Raw genomic sequence first — 16,231 nt, forward strand, 5'->3', positions numbered from 1 at the left:
TACCAGCTCGTGCGCTCATTCTTCCCGGCGGCGCGCGCCATCCGCTACACACCGGAAATGAAGACCGCGATGGTGCTGAAAGCAAAAGACACCATCCGACGCGGGTGTCTGGAATATGACGCCGGTGCGACAGATATCACGCAGTCATTTATGGCTATCCGTAAAACCATGACCAGCAGCGGTCGCAGCTCGACCTATGAAGCGAGTCGCAGCGAGGAAGCCAGCCACGCGGATATCGCGTGGGCGACCATGCACGCCCTGTTAAACGAACCGCTTTCCGCCGGGAGCGGGATGCACTCAAATTCAATTCTGGAAATTTACTGAGATGAAAAAACAACGGAAGAAACCAGTAACCATGACCGCCAGTGCGCCCCAAAAAATGGAGGCGTTCACGTTTGGGGAGCCCTCCCCCGTTCTGGATCGCCGCGACATCCTCGACTACGTCGAGTGTATCCATAACGGAAAGTGGTACGAGCCGCCGGTCAATTTCTCGGGGCTGGCGAAAAGCCTGCGCGCCGCCGTTCACCACAGCTCGCCGATTTACGTCAAACGTAACATTCTCACAAGCACCTACATCCCGCACCCGTTGCTGTCGCGTCAGGACTTTAGCCGCCTTGTGCTCGATTATCTGGTCTTTGCCAATGGCTATCTTGAGAAGCGAATGAGCGTCACCGGCCAGCTTTTTAAACTGGAAACCTCCCCGGCCAAATACACCCGCCGTGGTGTCGAGGATGGCGTTTACTGGTACGTGTCGAACTATGCCCAGCCGCACGAATTTGCACCCGGCTCGGTGTTCCATTTGCTTGAGCCTGATATCAATCAGGAGCTTTACGGGATGCCGGAATATCTGAGCGCACTCAACTCTGCCTGGCTGAATGAATCCGCCACGCTGTTTCGTCGCAAGTATTATCAGAATGGCGCGCACGCGGGCTACATCATGTATGTGACCGATGCCGCGCAAAGTAGCACCGACGTTGAATCACTGCGCTCCGCAATGCGCGATTCGAAAGGGCTCGGGAATTTTAAAAATCTGTTTTTCTATGCACCCAACGGAAAACCGGACGGGATTAAGATCGTACCGCTGAGCGAGGTCGCCACGAAAGATGATTTTTTCAATATCAAAAAGGTGAGCGCCGCTGACCTGCTCGATGCGCACCGCGTGCCGTTTCAGCTGATGGGCGGAAAGCCCGAGAATATCGGCTCATTAGGGGATGTCGAGAAGGTGGCGCGGGTGTTTGTGCGTAACGAGCTGACGCCACTGCAGGAGCGATTTAAAGAGATTAATGACTGGCTCGGGATGGAGGTGATCCGCTTTAAAGATTACAGCCTCGATTCAGAATAAAACCCCAAAAAATGCCGCCTCCGGGCGGCATCACCACCGATCGCCTCAGACGCCCCACACGCCTCGCAACCATCGACAGAACATCATCGCAGACAAGCGAAGCGACAGCGCCGCCACGACGCCCACAGAGGCATAAAATTAAATGCTGTCACCACCATTGGCGCGCAATGCTTTCCCCGCCACGCCTGCCCGCTTCATGGGTCGCTTTTAATGCAGTTGCATCAGCAGCCTTGAGCCGTGCCAGCGCTGGAGCTCGCTGGAAAATCACGCCCTGAAACTTAAATGCAAACTCATGCACCTAATGGATGCACTCAATTTTTTCTACTTACCAATTCTTTTTTCAAGATTACGAAACGCTTTTTTGCATTTTTTTTGGTTAATAAATGTTCTATCTAGAATTTTTATATGAAACATCATTACTCTGTTAAAGCACACAAACATCACTCTTGAGTCGTTTCCAGCAATCAAAAAAGACTCGCGATTGACATTAGGAATGCTGCCGTTTAGGGACAAATCATCAAAAGCCTCTGAACCATGCTGACGCTTGTATTGGTCTTTTATGTAATTAACTTCTTCTTGACTAACAAGTTCAACCAAAATCAATAAGTCCTCAGGCAATAATTCTCCATTCTGAATAAAATAGACACCTTTCCCTAACCACGTACCATAACGATGAAATTCTTTTGCTGTTAATGGTAAAAATATTGACGCACCATTCTCTCCATGCTTAACACTTTTGTATGCCTTAATAAATTTAGAGTCCTTTCTAGCAAGTGCTTTATGAAACTTATTAATTGCCTCAAAACTGCCTTGTGGATGTTCTCCAACCATACGGCAAATTACTCCCAATACTTCATCCGACCTACTTTTATCACTATTACACTTCTTACATACGTGAAAATCACCCTCTCCATTAGTGCGTTTAAGAGAAACAGAAACTTGTGGAATCATATGCTCGACAGTTCTGCAATGTAGATCATTTACAATCCTATTCATGAGGACTCCACAATATACACAATGTGTGCTTTCTCTCATTTCTGTCCTCTTGCATTTAAAATACTAGCGTGACATATCGTTCTGCTCTCATAACCGCCAGTGCTGAGAAAGAGTTCCAGCACTGGCTAGTGTGCTTATTATTGCTCTTGAAGAATCTTTTCTATCTCACCAGTCTTCACACTCACACGAGCGATGACAGTCTCTTTCATTACCCCACCAAAAGCGTTTTTACCTTTGAAAGTTGTTTTTATTATTGCATGGGGATCTTTCGTTAAATCTAATTGAGTGATGTGAGTTTCAACATGCTTATAAGATCCATCATCGTTCATGTTTTCTTTGATAAGTTTTTCAAGTGGTCGATAAGCACCATCCCAACCGCTAAAATTACTTGTAAAAGGATCAATATTTATCGTGGCTGCAAGCTCATCCGGTTTGCTTTCATACACTGCATAACACCAGCCCAAAACATCATTTAATTTTAGCTCACGATCTTTTGTAAACGCATTTTGACTCATGCAGGCATACACCCCTTCAACCGAAGATTGTGGCATCGCCTTGAATTCTGCATAACTACTGATAATTGTGTGACGTTTCTCCTGAGGCTTCCCACGATAATCGCCCAAACTTAAGTCAGCAAACTCAAACTTTTTAGGCTTTGGCGCTTCGACAGGAGCTGAGACTTTACTTGCAGTCGCAACCGGTTCTGTTGGGTAAAGCGTCGAGCCAATGGTCGAAAGCACAATTGCTCCGCCGAGATAAATAAGACTAGATTTCTTTCGGTTCGGCATTTTTACCAGCGAGGGTTTAATCAGACCGGTAATGAAGGCCAGAAACAGCACCAGAGAAAGTATTGCAATTAAGGTATCCATTACATTCCTTTTTTAGTAATTCCCATAAAAAACAACCCCATGCTATCAAACATGAGGCTTGGTTTTTACATTTTTTTCAGAAACTAGCGCCAACTCTCATCTTCCCAAACTTCTTGCAGAATGCTGTCGAGCAACTCCCGATCAGAGTCTTTTTCAAAACCCATCAGCTCGACTCCTGTCGTGGCCCCTTTTTTTACTATGACGCGGCTGACAGGGAAAACGTTTTTCACTCTTCGAGTGAGCTCATCCTGAAAGGCATCCACGACCTGCTGCGCGACCTGCTGACCTTTATCCAAAGTGATATTGATTCGTACCTCCCCCTCTTTTTTTAATCGTTTTTTAAGAGGCTGTTCCGCAAACACAACGGAAAAGGAACGGTTTTTGAGAAGGTTTCCCCGCGCAATTTCAGCAATCAAATTTAATGCAATTTCACGATCCCTTTCCTGACAGACACCATCTGCCGTAAGTCGGGCAATCATTTCTACTCGCTCAAGCATAACTAGCTCGCTCAGTTCTCTTTCCACACATCCTCCGTCACGAGATACTGTATAAACATACAGTATCACGCAATGATAAAACTATGGAAGTAAAAAAAGAAACATTCACGCTGTATGTGCATGATATAGATGTGAATTAAGTGATTATATTTTAGACAAGCTTGCCAGTTCTGCAACGCGTTTCATTATTTTCTGCGCTTGAGATTGGAAGGATGGTGATGCAGAAAATACCTCTCCAGTGGACGAACCTCTGCACCATTTACCGTTAAAACAACTTTTCCCGCCAGCCATAAGGTGCAGAGCCTCGCCCCGGCTGATCGTGATGCCGGTGTTTAAATGTACTTCGTCAATAGTTCTGTCAATTATGGCCTGCTGCTCCACTTTTCCATGAGCATATCGCCGCCCTACTGTGAGCTTTTGCTCTCTCAGGCGATTGGTTAACAGCCGCCTTTCATGCCTGCTCAGAGGTTTGGATAAATTCACCTCAGGCAGATCACTTTCGTACCCCGTACAGTTATTGACAGAACTCCGAGAGGGCGCAGTTGCGCCCTTAACGTCAACGGCCAAATCAACGGCACGCTTCGGAACAATCTTCCATTGCGTCAAACGGGTCAAAATAGGAGTACCAGCTCCGACCTCAGAATCGTAAACACCACGGATGCAAACCGTTTCCTCTCCATACTGGTTAAACTCATCACGCGGTTCGTACAGCGTGCGCACCTGCAGTTCGTCACGGCGAACAAACGGGCCACCCTGAGAATTAACATAACCGGCCCAATCGCCAGCATCAGCGGCATCATGCACAGCTGCAAACTCCACGCTCAGGCCGTGCGCGGTCTCTGTATCAGCGAGGCGACGCAGCTCACGATAAACCGTCACCGGCGCACCGCCGACAAACTGAAACTGACGGATATGCCAGCGAGCCGCCCACGCTGAAACAGCGGGTGCAGTCTCTTTGAGTAACTCACCGCTTTCGTCATCGGTCTCGCCATCAAGAGCGTAACCGTCGATATTTTTTGAGATGTATTTAGCGACATACCCGGTCGCACTGCCTTTCTCCGGGTCAATAGCTTCGGCGTGAAAGCGTGCTTTTCTGGCTTTGTCGCTTTTCAGCTCATGACTATCTTCCTGCCAGGCGTAATCACGAATGACGCAACGCACACGTTCGACATCCTCCGGCAACATAAACATAAGCATGTGCCAGTGAGGGGTCGCGTCGTGATGCGGTTCGGCGACACGGATGCCGAAAATGCGAATGTCTTCCCGATGCAGTTTTGCTCTGATACGTGCCCAAAGACGGGTAAGATAACCCTGAGTATCAGACGGGCTGGCGCCTTTCCATTTACTGTTACGGTATCCCGCTTTGGTTGTGGCGTGATATTTGGATGGCGCAGTGAGGGTGTAAAATTCGCCGACATAGCCGAGGTCATTGCAGATATTTTCGAAACCGCGAATACGCGTCATGAGCTCGCAACGGCGGATCGCAGGGTTGGCGACCGAGCCGTCATATTTCTCAATCAGGCTAATCCGGTTGCCTTCTTCATCCTCAAGTTCCAGCCCCTTGAGAAACTCACGCGTCCGTCGCTTTTGTTCGCGCCAGTCTGATACGCAGTTTTTGCTCGCATAGACATGTTTTTTCTTACTGACATTACCGACAGCAATTTGCAGATGCTCGCGCCACGCAGACGCAACACGACGCAAACGGCCACGCCACCATGTTTCGGTAAACATGCGGATCACAGCGGGAGCAATGTCATTTTTGTCGAAAAATTTCTTTGTCACTCGCTCCCAGTGAGGAGGGGTGACATTGAATTGTTGAGTGATAAAACCGGCGTGCATGTACCAGGTATAAAGCGTTTTGAACTCACCAGCGCTGGCGTCGTCGATATTAGCCAGCTCTGAGCGGATGAAGTTAGCAATGTCACCGGCCAGCAGATCGATATCCGCGCGCGCCATATCCGGGAGACGGTTAAATCTGGCAATCATATTCACCATACGTGACGCCAGATATTGCATTAACTGAGTATCAAAATGACCACCGAAAACAGCTGCAGAAACGTCGCTTTTGATGCTGGTACATTCATATTTTTTGGTGACCAGTTCGAGACGCGGCAATGCCTTTTTGCAAAAACTAATTAAAAAGGCATTGGCTCGTTCACTGCCCTGCATTTGCTCCAGTACGGCTGCCGTGCGGTTAACCTCAAATCGCACGCACTCTGGCTGATGGGCAAGCGCCTTTCGCGCATGCAGCAAAGCCGCGAACATTCTGTCGCGGCGATGCTGTTGCTCATAGGTGAGATATGGGCTGGCTAATGCAGACCCCGGAGTGTTCCACGGGTAAGCAAACTGAATAGCCAATTCATAACCCCCGATAATGCTTTAATTTAAGCTCTGTGATTTGCTGGCAGGTAACGCAAAAGATCACACCCGATATCGCTACACGTCGAGCCTCAGGAATTGGTGCGTCACACTCTTCGCACAGCAGGCGAGACGGTGCTGCATTACGGCTGCGAGCATTGCTGATGTGGCGTTCGCGGTCTTCCTGCTCACGCTGTTGTGCTAAATCCATTGCGTCGGCCATTAGTGCAGCTCCTGTGATTCGTTCTCAAAGCGACAGGCTTCCCGGCGCAGCAATTCGGCAGCTTCTGTGCCGTTCATGCCCTCTTTGGTGATGTGCATAGCCAGCGCCTCAAGACGGATTGAAACAGCGAGGGCGCGGTCTTTGCGTTCTTCTTTTCTGGCATCTGTCAGCAATACGGCCAGTGCATCGCTGTCAGTTTTAAAACTAAGGGATTGGGTATTACGCATAAATAACTCTCCTGATTTCGGGCAATAAAATGCCCGGCGGGTTTACGCCATTAATTTTTATGTCTGGATTAATTCGGCATTGTTAGCCGTTTGGGAAATAAGCTCACTACTGCGCGAAAATGATTCATCGCGGTAATAAGCGCTTTTTTCTCCTCAGTAGTCAGCTCACTTAATTTGAGCTCATGGCGAGCATTCGGGATTTTTGCCAGATAGAAAATGGCGGACAAAGCACGGCTATTTTCTTCAAACAGCGGATCGCGCTTATCACGCATATCAGCAATAAAGCGCTCAAGCTCTTTACCGCTATCACCCCAGTGTTTCGCTCGCAGCTCTGCAACGTAGTTGAGACCGGCCAGGCGCTCACCGGCCATTAACGGCGCAGCTTGAGGCACAGCTTCGATAGCCATGAATCCCCCTTATAGCGGGAAGATAGACCAGCCAGTAAATCGGCCTGTGATCGGCTCGGGTGCCAGCGCTTGCCATCTTTCCCCATGATCCAGCCGTGACCGCAGTGCATGGCCGGGCTTTGATTAATGAGAAGAGAGGCGAATGACGGTTCATTTTTCAACATAGCCACCTCACATTAGACCGAATGACGCGCCAATGCCGCTTACGGTATCAACTGCACTTGCCATTGCAGGGTTAGCCTGGAGGCGAGCCTGTAAAGCAAGGGCCGAAAGCGAGAGCATACGAATACCGGCATTAACGCTCTCAATCATGTTGCTCTTACGAGCCAGGGTCAGGCCTTCTGTTGAAACTGCGCCGCTTGCCAGTTCGCCGAGTTCACTCATGGCTCGCATGACGTAGGACTGCAATTTGTCTTTCGCCATTTCGTTAACCGGCACGCAAGGCAGACAATGGATCTGAGCCAGAAAACCATCGACGAGAGTCGAGTCTTCGGTCAGATCAGTCAGTAGCCATAATTCAGGTGGTGTGAACTGGTGAGGTTGTTCAGGGTTGAGTTTGTTACGTAACGTTTGAACATTCATCCCCGCACGCTCTGACAGCTTCGCCATGTTGTGACGCTGTGCGAAAGCCCGGCACGCTTCGTCGTAGTGGGGATGTTTGGAAACCTGAAAATCAAACATGATTTGCCTTTAACTAATCGATAGGATTCTTTACGCATTAAGCGAAATATCACATTCGCTTAATGCCTGAATGGTAAGAGCGGCCATGTTGATCTCAACCAAACCTTTCTTTTGCTTTCCTTTCGGTTTAATTGGCAATTTTCCGTATTCAATCAGGTTTCTAGCGGTTTCTTTGTTGGTGCCAGTGCGGCGGCAATACTCATCTAATGGCAAGTATGGCTCTGGGATGATGATTGTAATGTTGGGGCGCATAGTGCAAACTCCGTCTGTTAACCTGTACGGCAATACAGGGTTATATAAGGCAACATTCAAACTACGGAGTCAGACTAATTCGAATTTCGAGAAGTGTCAACTTTGCATTCTCGATTTTGAAATCGTCAATTCTTTATGAGCAAATTCAAAATTAACCTTGATGTAGATAGCACCCCTATTCTGGATAGGGTGATTGAGGCTTACGGCTTTACGCAGAAGTTACAGCTCGCGGAACATCTGGACATGGCTGCGAGCTCCCTCTCCTCGCGCTATAAGCGTGGAATTTTTCCTGCTGATATCGTCGTGAGATGTGCTGCTGAAACAGGTGCAAATTTAGAGTGGCTTGCGACTGGCCGAGGCCCGAAGTTTGACGACGATGAATTAGATATCCTCAAGGTTCCACGCCGAAAGATTGTTGATGGTCAACTCTACGAGGCTGGCGTGCTAATGCTGGACAAAGTGGCATTCTTGCCGGGTAAGCCACTGCCACAGAAACCAATGTGCATCATTGATGGTTTCATGCAGTACATCGTTGACCAGTCTTTCTCCGAAGTTTATGACGATGACTGGTTGGTCGAAGTGGAAGGAAAAACGAGTATTCGCACACTCACCCGCATCCCTGTTGGTAAGGTGCGCATTAGCGGTGTAGGCATGGCATTTGATTGCGCCATCGATGACATCAAAATTATTGGCAGGGTTGTGCTAACTGTAAAATAAGATAGGGACTTCATAATGATTGACTATAAAACAGCATCAAAAGATCAGCTAAAACAAGAATTCACACGCCTTGCAAAGGTCGTATCTGATTCAACGTTTGGCACAAAAAAAGAATTTTTCCACTTACCCAATATCCTCAATTCAGATGAGCAACCGCTGGCAGTTGCAAGCGGGGCGATGGACGGAAACACTTGGCTAATAACGCTCACAAACCAGCGAGTCATCTTCCTAGATAAGGGCATGGTTTTTGGCGTGAAACAGGTTGATGTTAACCTTAAAAACATTGTAAGTGTTGGTGGGAAAACTGGGCTGATTCTTGGTGAGATTATGATCTCCACAAGCGGTCAGACATACACCATCAAAAATGTCATGAAAGCATCGGTTATTCCTTTCACAAACCTTATCAATTCTACCCGCAACGCTCAAAACGGCGCACCGCAACAGGTTGAGCAAGCTAAATCACAGGCAGATGATTTTATCTCTCAAATGGAGCGCTTAGCCGCACTCAAAGAAAAGGGAATTCTGAGTGATGAAGAATTCCAACAGCAAAAACAACGAATTCTAAACGGTTAAGTTATGCCTGTAAGAAAACTAGCTGATGGCCAATGGATTGCTGATTTTTATACTGTAGACCGCGCCAATGGCAAAGATGGCAAGCGCATCCGCAAGAAGTTCTCCACCAAAGGGGAAGCGCTTGCTTTCGAAAATTATACACTACAAAAGATTGAAGATTCCCCTTGGCTTGGGGAAGGTAAAGACTCTCGTCGCTTGTCTGATTTAGTTCATCTTTGGTTTGATCGTCATGGCATCACTTTGAATGATGGTGAGAAGCGCAAAAGCTCAATGCTTTGGGCTGCGGAGTGTATGGGATCGCCATTAGCTACGGAGTTTAATGCTCAATTATTTACTGCGTATCGAGCCAAAAGACTTGAAGGTGAATTTGCTAGGACTAAACGCGTATCAAAAGTTTCCCCTCGCACCATGAATCTGGAGCATGCGTATTTCCTAGCAGTATTCAACGAGCTGAAAAGACTTGGCGAATGGAAAGCACCAAATCCTTTGGAAAACGTTCGGCAGTTTCGAACTGATGAAATTGAAATGGCTTATCTAACTGGCGACCAGATTGAACGGCTGTTAGTAGAGTGCCGAAATAGCTCTGCTAAAGATTTGGAAGTGATCGCTAAGATTTGCCTGTCTACTGGTGCACGATGGGGAGAGGCCGAAAAATTAAGGCGTTCTCAGATTTCAGCGGGAAAAGTGACTTTCGTTAAGACAAAAGGCAAACGTAATCGAACAATACCTATTGACCCTACCTTAGTCGCAGAGTTGCCCAATAAAGCAGGCAATCTTTTTACTCCGTGTTATTACGCATTTAGAAATGCATTAGATAGAGCAGAGATAGAACTCCCTTCAGGCCAGCTCACACACGTCCTACGTCATACATTTGCTAGTCATTTTATGATGAATGGTGGCAATATCCTTGTTTTACAAAAAGTGCTCGGACATACGGACATTAAAATGACCATGCGTTATGCTCATTTTGCGCCTGATCATCTCGAAGAAGTCCTACGGATGAACCCTTTGGTGACGAAATAATGAAATGTTTAACCTTGCGAAATTCTATACTTGCGGTAATCGCGCTGATTTCACTAATGCCCTTAGCATTATATTTTTTCATATTTCATGGTGTATTATCGAAAGACGCTCAAGCATGGAGTACTTTTGGGACATACATCGGAGGGGTATATGGACCGATTGCAACTCTTATTAGCGTCATTGTACTGATTATCACCCTTAAAGAAATGCAAGCCAGTAATACTAGAATGTTTGAATATCAAAACAAACAACAAGTCATTGATAATCTTCGATGGCTATCTGAACTACTGAGAAAGACACTTGATAATAACTCAGAATATGTGCATGGGAGACGCGAGTTTTACGACCATCTTAAAACTTTCATGAAAAAGGCACTCGTGAAATATCATCAGCCTGATAATATTTCTTTGAAGTCCGAAGCTATCAAATTGATGAAAAATAATAAAACATTGTTTGCAAACGAAATCGTCATTTTTGAAGAATTATTCTATCGCGTTACACATATAACTAATGAGGAAGAGTACGTTTTATCCGTCATGGTTATCTTGGGCCTTTTGTCCTCGGAGGAAAGATTCTGGTTGATGCAATACGCAAAAGCACATTCCTCAAGTGCAGCAAAATGGCTCAAAAAATGGCCAGGTTTTGATGACATACCTTTAACAATGGAATCTTTGATACAACCAAAATAGTGTCGCAAAAGTGTCGCTGAAGATAAGTTATATTGGGCCATATTGGACCATATTGAACTTACAAAATATTGTTTTATAAGTAAATACATGTTTTTTAAGTGTCTTGCATGGTTCTCATAATCGCTTGGTCGCTGTTCATGCCCTGCAGGGGCCACCAAACATAAAGGGCTTACGCCAAAACGTAAGCCCTTAGTTTTTTCAGGATTCATGAATCAGCGGCGTGGATAACTCACACGAGCTCCCGGAGTTGCTCCTGCATATACGCAGAAAAGTATTCAGGGTTCTTGATAACGACGTGGTCAGTTGAGTTAATTTTCTCAGCCCATCCGGCGACTTTTTTGGTGAAGTCCGGATCCCATCCCTCCTGGCTGCCGCGCGCCATCACATCAGCGGCGCTAGCTGGTGTACCCAACTCTTTCAAATACTTGAATATTCCCTTCGCGGTACTCTCGTCCATCGACTGCGGCACTGACGCGGAAGTGTCCATACCACCAATGAAATCCAATGCTTTCTCAATGACTGTTGGCATACTCTTATCCTTAAAATTAACCATCTGGTAACTACGCTTTACCAGGGCCTGAAATTGATCGGAAATTCAAAGAGATTGTCACGGCACCGGAAACCCTCTCTAACCCTTGAGCGTTCCGGTACATTCATAAAGCATTGCACAATCCACACACCCGAACCATTAACCCCCTCACAAACATCTAAAACTAAAGAAATCCCTCGTCGCGCCGATCATCATCCGTGTGTATTATTTCCTGTAGCTCTTACCACAACTATCCTTAACTCAAATACTTAAGCGCTAAAGCGAAAGGCATCATGAGCACACCGATCAAGCGGCTAGAAATCATAAAAAATGCCATTGAACTGGAAGATGACGACATCATTTACAGTCAGCTGGCACGGCTGAAAAGTGAAGCGTTTGACGATGAGCTACAGGCGATCGTCGCGGCGCTTGAGAATAAGAACTACACGGCAGCGATGGCTGCCATCACTGCCTGGTTGCAGAGTCAGCGCTCACTGACCCAGTGGCGCGACCCGCAGGTGGCTGCCAGCAAACTCGAACTGAGAGCATTAGAAGAGCGTCTGCGCGATCTGATTGACCGCCGCAACGCCCGCGTGCAGCAGCTCGACGAGTTCAACGATCTCTATTTCTCCCGCCTTGGCCCGCTGATGTCACAAATCCTGCAACTGCGCAAAACCCTGGCGGAGCTGAACCTGCGCCGCCAGCAGGCGGAGGCGCGTCGTCGCGAAGAGGATTATCGCCGCTGCCAGCAATATATGGCGCAGGCCGTAGAAGTGCTGGCGACGCTGACTCAGCGCTGGCGCGCCCTGCCCGCCGACTCCGTGCAGGCCGCCGAAGCGCGTAAGCATCTGCAGCAGCAAAGCGATCTGATTGCCAATCTGCTGGCCGAGGCGCAAGAGCTGGAAATGGGCTTAACGCGCGAAGAGGAGCCAGCGCGTCAGGCGCGGGACGAGGCCAACGAAGAGTACGAGAAATACCGCGAGCAGCACCACGATGCTGAAGTGCGTCTGCGCAAAGGCAAAGATCTGTCGGAAGAGGATCAGAACGAGCTGAAACGGCTCTGGCGCCAGGCCAGTAAGCTCTGCCACCCGGATCTGGTGGCGGACGATCTGAAAGAAGAAGCCAACACCATGATGGTGCAGCTCAACCAGGCCAAACAGCGCGGCGATGTGAAGGCCATTCGTTCGCTGGTTGCGCGTCTGCAGCAGGGTTTTGAGCCGCTAATGGCAAGCGACCGCCTGAACGATCTGGAACGTATTCGCAAAAAAATGGCGCAGGTACGCGAACAAATCGACACATTAGTGAACGAACTGGCAGAGCTGGAAAAAGAAGAGTCCTGGCTGCTGGTCTCCTCGCTGAGCAATATGGAGACCTATTTTGCCCAGCAGGAGAAAGCGCTGCACGACGTGCGCGCCGCGCTTGAACATCAGGTGAACGCAGCGCAGCTCGACGAAGTGGCCTGATTACTTTGCGTGCCAGTACGCGCTGGCACGCACCAACTGTGGATCAATCGCGTCGGTCTCAAACTGGCGGCTCAGGTTTTTCACCACCTTCCCTTCCCCGGTCAGCCAGATAAAGTAATCCCCGGCAGGCACGCTCAACGTCGCCAGCCGATCCGCCACCGCCTTCTCGCTGTGCCCGACAATCCAGGTGATGATGAAATCACTCAGATGCGCCAGATAGTCCTTATACGCTTCGTCACCCACGGTCACCACTGCGTGAATCTCCGGGCGAACCGGTAGCTGTGCGATAGCCTCCAGACGGCGACGTAGCGCAGGCATTCCGGACTCATCACACACGTACAGCTGCCAGGCGTAATCTTCGGGCACAACCAGCGATCCGCGCGGGCCGCCGATCGTCAGTTTATCGCCCTCTTGTGCCTGCACCGCCCAGTTGCTGGCGACACCGCCATCGTGCACGAAGAAATCGAGCACCAGTTCGTGGCGTGCTTCGTCGTACAGCGGCGTGTAGTCACGCGCCATAGGACGCACGCCGTCGCCCCAGTCGATGCCTTCGTCAGTGACTACCGGCGGGACAAAGGTCGCGCCTGGTGCCGGGAAAAAGACTTTGGTGTGGTCGTCAAAACCCTTTGAGCTAAAGCCCTCCAGCGCGTCGCCGCCTAAGACGATGCGTTGAAAGCCAGCGCTTATACGCTCAACGCGGAGCACGGTCAGCTCGCGAAAGCGCAGTTCATTGCGTACACGTTGTGGGTAGCGGGTCGATGTCATGTTTCTGCCTTCGTGAAGTGAATACGATATATCTAAATAAATTTTAAATGATAATGATTGCTAACAAAAGGGATTGCAAGTCTTTTTTTGATATAGCTATCACAAGTATTTCTCGCTACACCAATTCACAATTAAATTCTATAAATTCATATATATATCACAAACACAGAAAACAACATTGCTAATCCGATAACTTTAGATATAAATTAGATATATCAAATTAAGGAGAAAACCGATGCGACATTCCCACGACGATTTCGACAGAGACCATCACCATCATGGCCGCGGCACCGACCATCACGGCGGCGGCGGTGGACGCCGTCAGCGCTTCTTCGGCCACGGCGAGCTACGCCTGGTGATTCTGGAGATTCTGACCCGTAACGCCAGCCACGGCTACGAACTGATTAAAGAGATTGAGAGCATGACCCAGGGGAATTACACCCCCAGCCCGGGCGTGATCTATCCGACCCTCGATTTCTTGCAGGATCAGGCATTTATTACTATTTCGGAAGAGGAAGGCGGGCGCAGGAAGATTGCGATCACCGTAGCCGGGCAGCAGTGGCTTGACGAAAATCAGGAACATCTGGAACACATTCAGGCACGTATTAAAGCGCGCTGCGTGGGCTTCCAGCTGCGTAAAAACCCGCAGATGAAGCGGGCGCTGGATAATTTCAAAGCGGTTCTCGACCTGAGAGTGAATCAGGGGGAGATCAGCGACGCGCAGCTCAAACAGATCATCGGCGTGATCGACCGCGCGGCGCTGGAGATCTCCCAGTTGGATTAAGCCAGCGCGTCCTCGCGCACGCGGAACACTTTTACCAGCTCTTTCAGGTGCATCGCCTGATCGTTAAGCGAGGCCGCTGCCGCAACCGACTCCTCCACCAGGGCAGAGTTCTGCTGGGTGGTGGAGTCAATGAGGCCAATCGCGCTGTTAATTTGCGAGATGCCTTCCGTCTGCTCATGGCTCGCCTGACGGATCTCACGCAGAATGACGTCCATCTCCTCCACGTTCCCGACCATGCCGTTAATCAGCCCGCTCGCTTTTTCCACCAGGTTCATCCCGTCCTGGGTCTGACTGGTTGAGCTTTCGATCAACTGGCGGATCTCGCTGGCCGACGAAGCGCTTTTCTGCGCCAGCTGGCGCACTTCACCGGCCACCACCGCAAAACCGCGCCCATGCTCACCGGCACGCGCCGCCTCAACCGCCGCGTTCAGCGCCAGAATATTCGTCTGGAAGGCAATAGCATCGATCAGGTTGATGATATCCGACATGCGGTTAGAGGTTTCGTTTATCAGGCGCATTTTCTGCGTCACCTGCTTCATCATCTCGCCGTTGTTTTTCACCACGCTCGCCGCATCAGCGGAGAGGTTCGTCGCCTCACCCGTATGGGCCGCAGTATTTTTCACCGTAGCGGTGATCTGCTCCATCGAGGCCGCAGTTTGTTCTACGGAACTGGCCTGCTCTTCGGTACGCGCCGCCAGATCCTGGTTCCCTGCCACAATTTGCGCCGCCGCGCTGGAGATATTTTCCGAACCGGACTGCACCTGCTGCACAATTTCCAGTAGTCGGGTTTTCATCTCCATCAGGGCCTGCAGCAGCAAGCCTGTTTCGTCTTTCGTGCGGGTGGTGATGTTGCGGGTTAAATCGCCTTCAGCAATGGCTTCAGCAAACGCCACCGCCTCGCCCAGCGGACGGGTGATGGATCGCACGATAAACCAGCCAATCGTACTGCCGATCAGCACGCTAAACGCGGTGAGGATCACCAGCAGCAAGCGGTTGGTGTTGAAATCGCCGTCCACCTGCTTTCCGGCGCTTTGCATTTCGCTGTTTTGCACCGCGATCAGCTCCTGCACTTTGGCCTTGTAAGCCTGTTGCAGATCCACGGTGTGTGTCATCATCTCCTGGATCGCCCCCGCGCGGTCGTTGTTCTGCACGGCCTGCAAAATCCGATAGCGGGAGTCGAGATACTGCTGACGCACGTCGCGGATGCCGGTCAGGATCTGTTGCGATTTTGCGTCTTTCAGGGAGTTATTCAGGTCAGTCAGAATGACGGTAATCTGTTCGCTGATCGCTTTCAGCCGCTGCTGCGACTGGGCAGCATACTTACCCTGCTCATCCAGCAGCATGAGCTGTTGAGTGCTAACAAATTCCTGGAAGTTATCAATCAACTGATTGGCTTTTACCGTCGTCGGGTAATCGTGGGTAATGATGGTTTGCATCCCGTTATTTGCCCGATTAAGGCTCAGGAGCGACAGGCTGGCACTCACCACCATCAGAACAATTAAGAATCCAAAGGCCAGAAATAATTTTGTGCCGATCTTTACGTCATGTAAGAACATATATACTCCATCGATGTGATTATTTCTCAGACGATCAGCGTTATCGGTAACTTTCACGCTAACTTTATGACTTTGATCGTTTTTATATTTCATAACCGCTGCAATGGATAGGCTGAATCTATTAATAACGCGCCATCGATCGTTACTTAACCGTCAGACAGGCGGTTTTTGAAATAGCGTTGGGGTAAATTGAGTTAGGTGGGGATAAATAACTGAGCCAATTACTTTAGTTATTTAATATAAAATTAACATTTCAGCGCAAATATAATTACAACGCCGG

20 protein-coding genes and 1 pseudogene are annotated in these 16,231 nt (G+C 49.0%); 8 read left to right on the forward strand and 13 right to left on the reverse strand.

The features are described from left to right. A pseudogene (locus ABIE11_RS18090) lies at window positions 1-324 on the forward strand (oxidoreductase); the annotation flags it as partial. A gap of 1 nt (window position 325) precedes the next feature. After that, entirely contained in the window at window positions 326-1,342 is a 1,017-nt protein-coding gene (locus tag ABIE11_RS18095) for a phage portal protein (RefSeq protein WP_429185049.1), read from the forward strand. Between the two features lie 321 nt (window positions 1,343-1,663). Here the strand turns inward: ABIE11_RS18095 and ABIE11_RS18100 are convergent, their stop codons facing one another. The 10 genes from ABIE11_RS18100 to ABIE11_RS18145 form a co-directional block, all read right to left on the reverse strand. Further along, a complete protein-coding gene (locus tag ABIE11_RS18100) occupies window positions 1,664-2,338 on the reverse strand; it encodes a hypothetical protein (protein ID WP_429185050.1) in 675 nt (224 codons plus the stop codon). A 137-nt stretch (window positions 2,339-2,475) separates the two neighbouring features. Continuing rightward, complete coding sequence (locus tag ABIE11_RS18105) at window positions 2,476-3,207, reverse strand: hypothetical protein (RefSeq protein ID WP_429185051.1); 732 nt, start codon at window positions 3,205-3,207, stop codon at window positions 2,476-2,478. 83 nt (window positions 3,208-3,290) lie between these two features. Continuing rightward, window positions 3,291-3,731: a DinI-like family protein gene (locus ABIE11_RS18110; RefSeq protein WP_429185052.1), complete on the reverse strand. Its 441-nt coding sequence runs from the start codon at window positions 3,729-3,731 to the stop codon at window positions 3,291-3,293. Window positions 3,732-3,848: 117 nt separating this feature from the next. Continuing rightward, entirely contained in the window at window positions 3,849-6,062 is a 2,214-nt protein-coding gene (locus tag ABIE11_RS18115; RefSeq protein ID WP_429185053.1) for a replication endonuclease, read from the reverse strand. 1 nt (window position 6,063) lies between these two features. Continuing rightward, window positions 6,064-6,285, reverse strand: coding sequence for a TraR/DksA family transcriptional regulator (locus ABIE11_RS18120; protein ID WP_429185054.1), 222 nt, complete (start codon window positions 6,283-6,285; stop codon window positions 6,064-6,066). Further along, window positions 6,285-6,512 (reverse strand): DUF2732 domain-containing protein, encoded by a 228-nt coding sequence (locus tag ABIE11_RS18125; protein ID WP_411500635.1) that lies wholly within the window; start codon window positions 6,510-6,512, stop codon window positions 6,285-6,287. Before ABIE11_RS18125 ends, ABIE11_RS18120 begins: the two co-directional genes overlap by 1 nt. 68 nt (window positions 6,513-6,580) lie before the next feature. Further along, complete coding sequence (locus ABIE11_RS18130) at window positions 6,581-6,919, reverse strand: DUF5347 domain-containing protein (RefSeq protein WP_429185055.1); 339 nt, start codon at window positions 6,917-6,919, stop codon at window positions 6,581-6,583. Continuing rightward, window positions 6,883-7,083, reverse strand: coding sequence for a phage filamentation protein Fil family protein (locus ABIE11_RS18135; RefSeq protein WP_429185056.1), 201 nt, complete (start codon window positions 7,081-7,083; stop codon window positions 6,883-6,885). The genes ABIE11_RS18130 and ABIE11_RS18135 overlap by 37 nt, the downstream gene beginning before the upstream one ends. Window positions 7,084-7,090: 7 nt before the next feature. Next, complete coding sequence (locus tag ABIE11_RS18140) at window positions 7,091-7,600, reverse strand: phage regulatory CII family protein (RefSeq protein ID WP_429185057.1); 510 nt, start codon at window positions 7,598-7,600, stop codon at window positions 7,091-7,093. 30 nt (window positions 7,601-7,630) lie between these two features. Continuing rightward, entirely contained in the window at window positions 7,631-7,852 is a 222-nt protein-coding gene (locus ABIE11_RS18145; RefSeq protein WP_139883480.1) for a regulator, read from the reverse strand. Between the two features lie 135 nt (window positions 7,853-7,987). Here ABIE11_RS18145 and ABIE11_RS18150 point away from each other — a divergent pair, with 135 nt between their 5' ends. From ABIE11_RS18150 to ABIE11_RS18165, 4 genes are read left to right on the forward strand one after another with little or no spacing between them, the layout of a single operon-like run. Further along, a complete protein-coding gene (locus ABIE11_RS18150) occupies window positions 7,988-8,569 on the forward strand; it encodes a phage repressor protein CI (RefSeq protein ID WP_429185059.1) in 582 nt (193 codons plus the stop codon). A gap of 15 nt (window positions 8,570-8,584) precedes the next feature. Then, entirely contained in the window at window positions 8,585-9,142 is a 558-nt protein-coding gene (locus ABIE11_RS18155) for a PH domain-containing protein (protein WP_429185060.1), read from the forward strand. A gap of 3 nt (window positions 9,143-9,145) precedes the next feature. After that, window positions 9,146-10,165 (forward strand): phage integrase, encoded by a 1,020-nt coding sequence (locus tag ABIE11_RS18160; protein WP_429185061.1) that lies wholly within the window; start codon window positions 9,146-9,148, stop codon window positions 10,163-10,165. After that, window positions 10,165-10,854 (forward strand): hypothetical protein, encoded by a 690-nt coding sequence (locus tag ABIE11_RS18165; RefSeq protein WP_429185063.1) that lies wholly within the window; start codon window positions 10,165-10,167, stop codon window positions 10,852-10,854. The genes ABIE11_RS18160 and ABIE11_RS18165 overlap by 1 nt, the downstream gene beginning before the upstream one ends. Window positions 10,855-11,083: 229 nt before the next feature. Here the strand turns inward: ABIE11_RS18165 and ABIE11_RS18170 are convergent, their stop codons facing one another. After that, window positions 11,084-11,407 (reverse strand): DUF1889 family protein, encoded by a 324-nt coding sequence (locus tag ABIE11_RS18170; protein WP_100778837.1) that lies wholly within the window; start codon window positions 11,405-11,407, stop codon window positions 11,084-11,086. A gap of 269 nt (window positions 11,408-11,676) precedes the next feature. Between ABIE11_RS18170 and ABIE11_RS18175 the strand changes: the two genes are divergently transcribed. Beyond that, a complete protein-coding gene (locus ABIE11_RS18175; RefSeq protein ID WP_123428314.1) occupies window positions 11,677-12,846 on the forward strand; it encodes a DNA repair protein in 1,170 nt (389 codons plus the stop codon). On the opposite strand, the gene ABIE11_RS18180 is transcribed toward ABIE11_RS18175, so the two are convergent. Next, on the reverse strand, window positions 12,847-13,611 hold the full coding sequence (locus tag ABIE11_RS18180; RefSeq protein ID WP_429185064.1) for a siderophore-interacting protein: 765 nt from the start codon (window positions 13,609-13,611) through the stop codon (window positions 12,847-12,849). Window positions 13,612-13,846: 235 nt separating this feature from the next. Between ABIE11_RS18180 and ABIE11_RS18185 the strand changes: the two genes are divergently transcribed. After that, window positions 13,847-14,395 carry a PadR family transcriptional regulator gene (locus tag ABIE11_RS18185; protein WP_100778834.1) on the forward strand — a complete coding sequence of 183 codons (549 nt, stop codon included), beginning with the start codon at window positions 13,847-13,849 and terminating at the stop codon, window positions 14,393-14,395. Here the strand turns inward: ABIE11_RS18185 and ABIE11_RS18190 are convergent. Continuing rightward, window positions 14,392-15,951, reverse strand: coding sequence for a methyl-accepting chemotaxis protein (locus ABIE11_RS18190; RefSeq protein WP_100780816.1), 1,560 nt, complete (start codon window positions 15,949-15,951; stop codon window positions 14,392-14,394). The two genes, ABIE11_RS18185 and ABIE11_RS18190, sit on opposite strands and share 4 nt — an antisense overlap. Between the last annotated feature and the right edge of the window lie 280 nt (window positions 15,952-16,231).

Source organism: Lelliottia sp. 489 (assembly GCF_050435885.1).
Classification (GTDB): Bacteria; Pseudomonadota; Gammaproteobacteria; order Enterobacterales; family Enterobacteriaceae; genus Enterobacter; species Enterobacter nimipressuralis.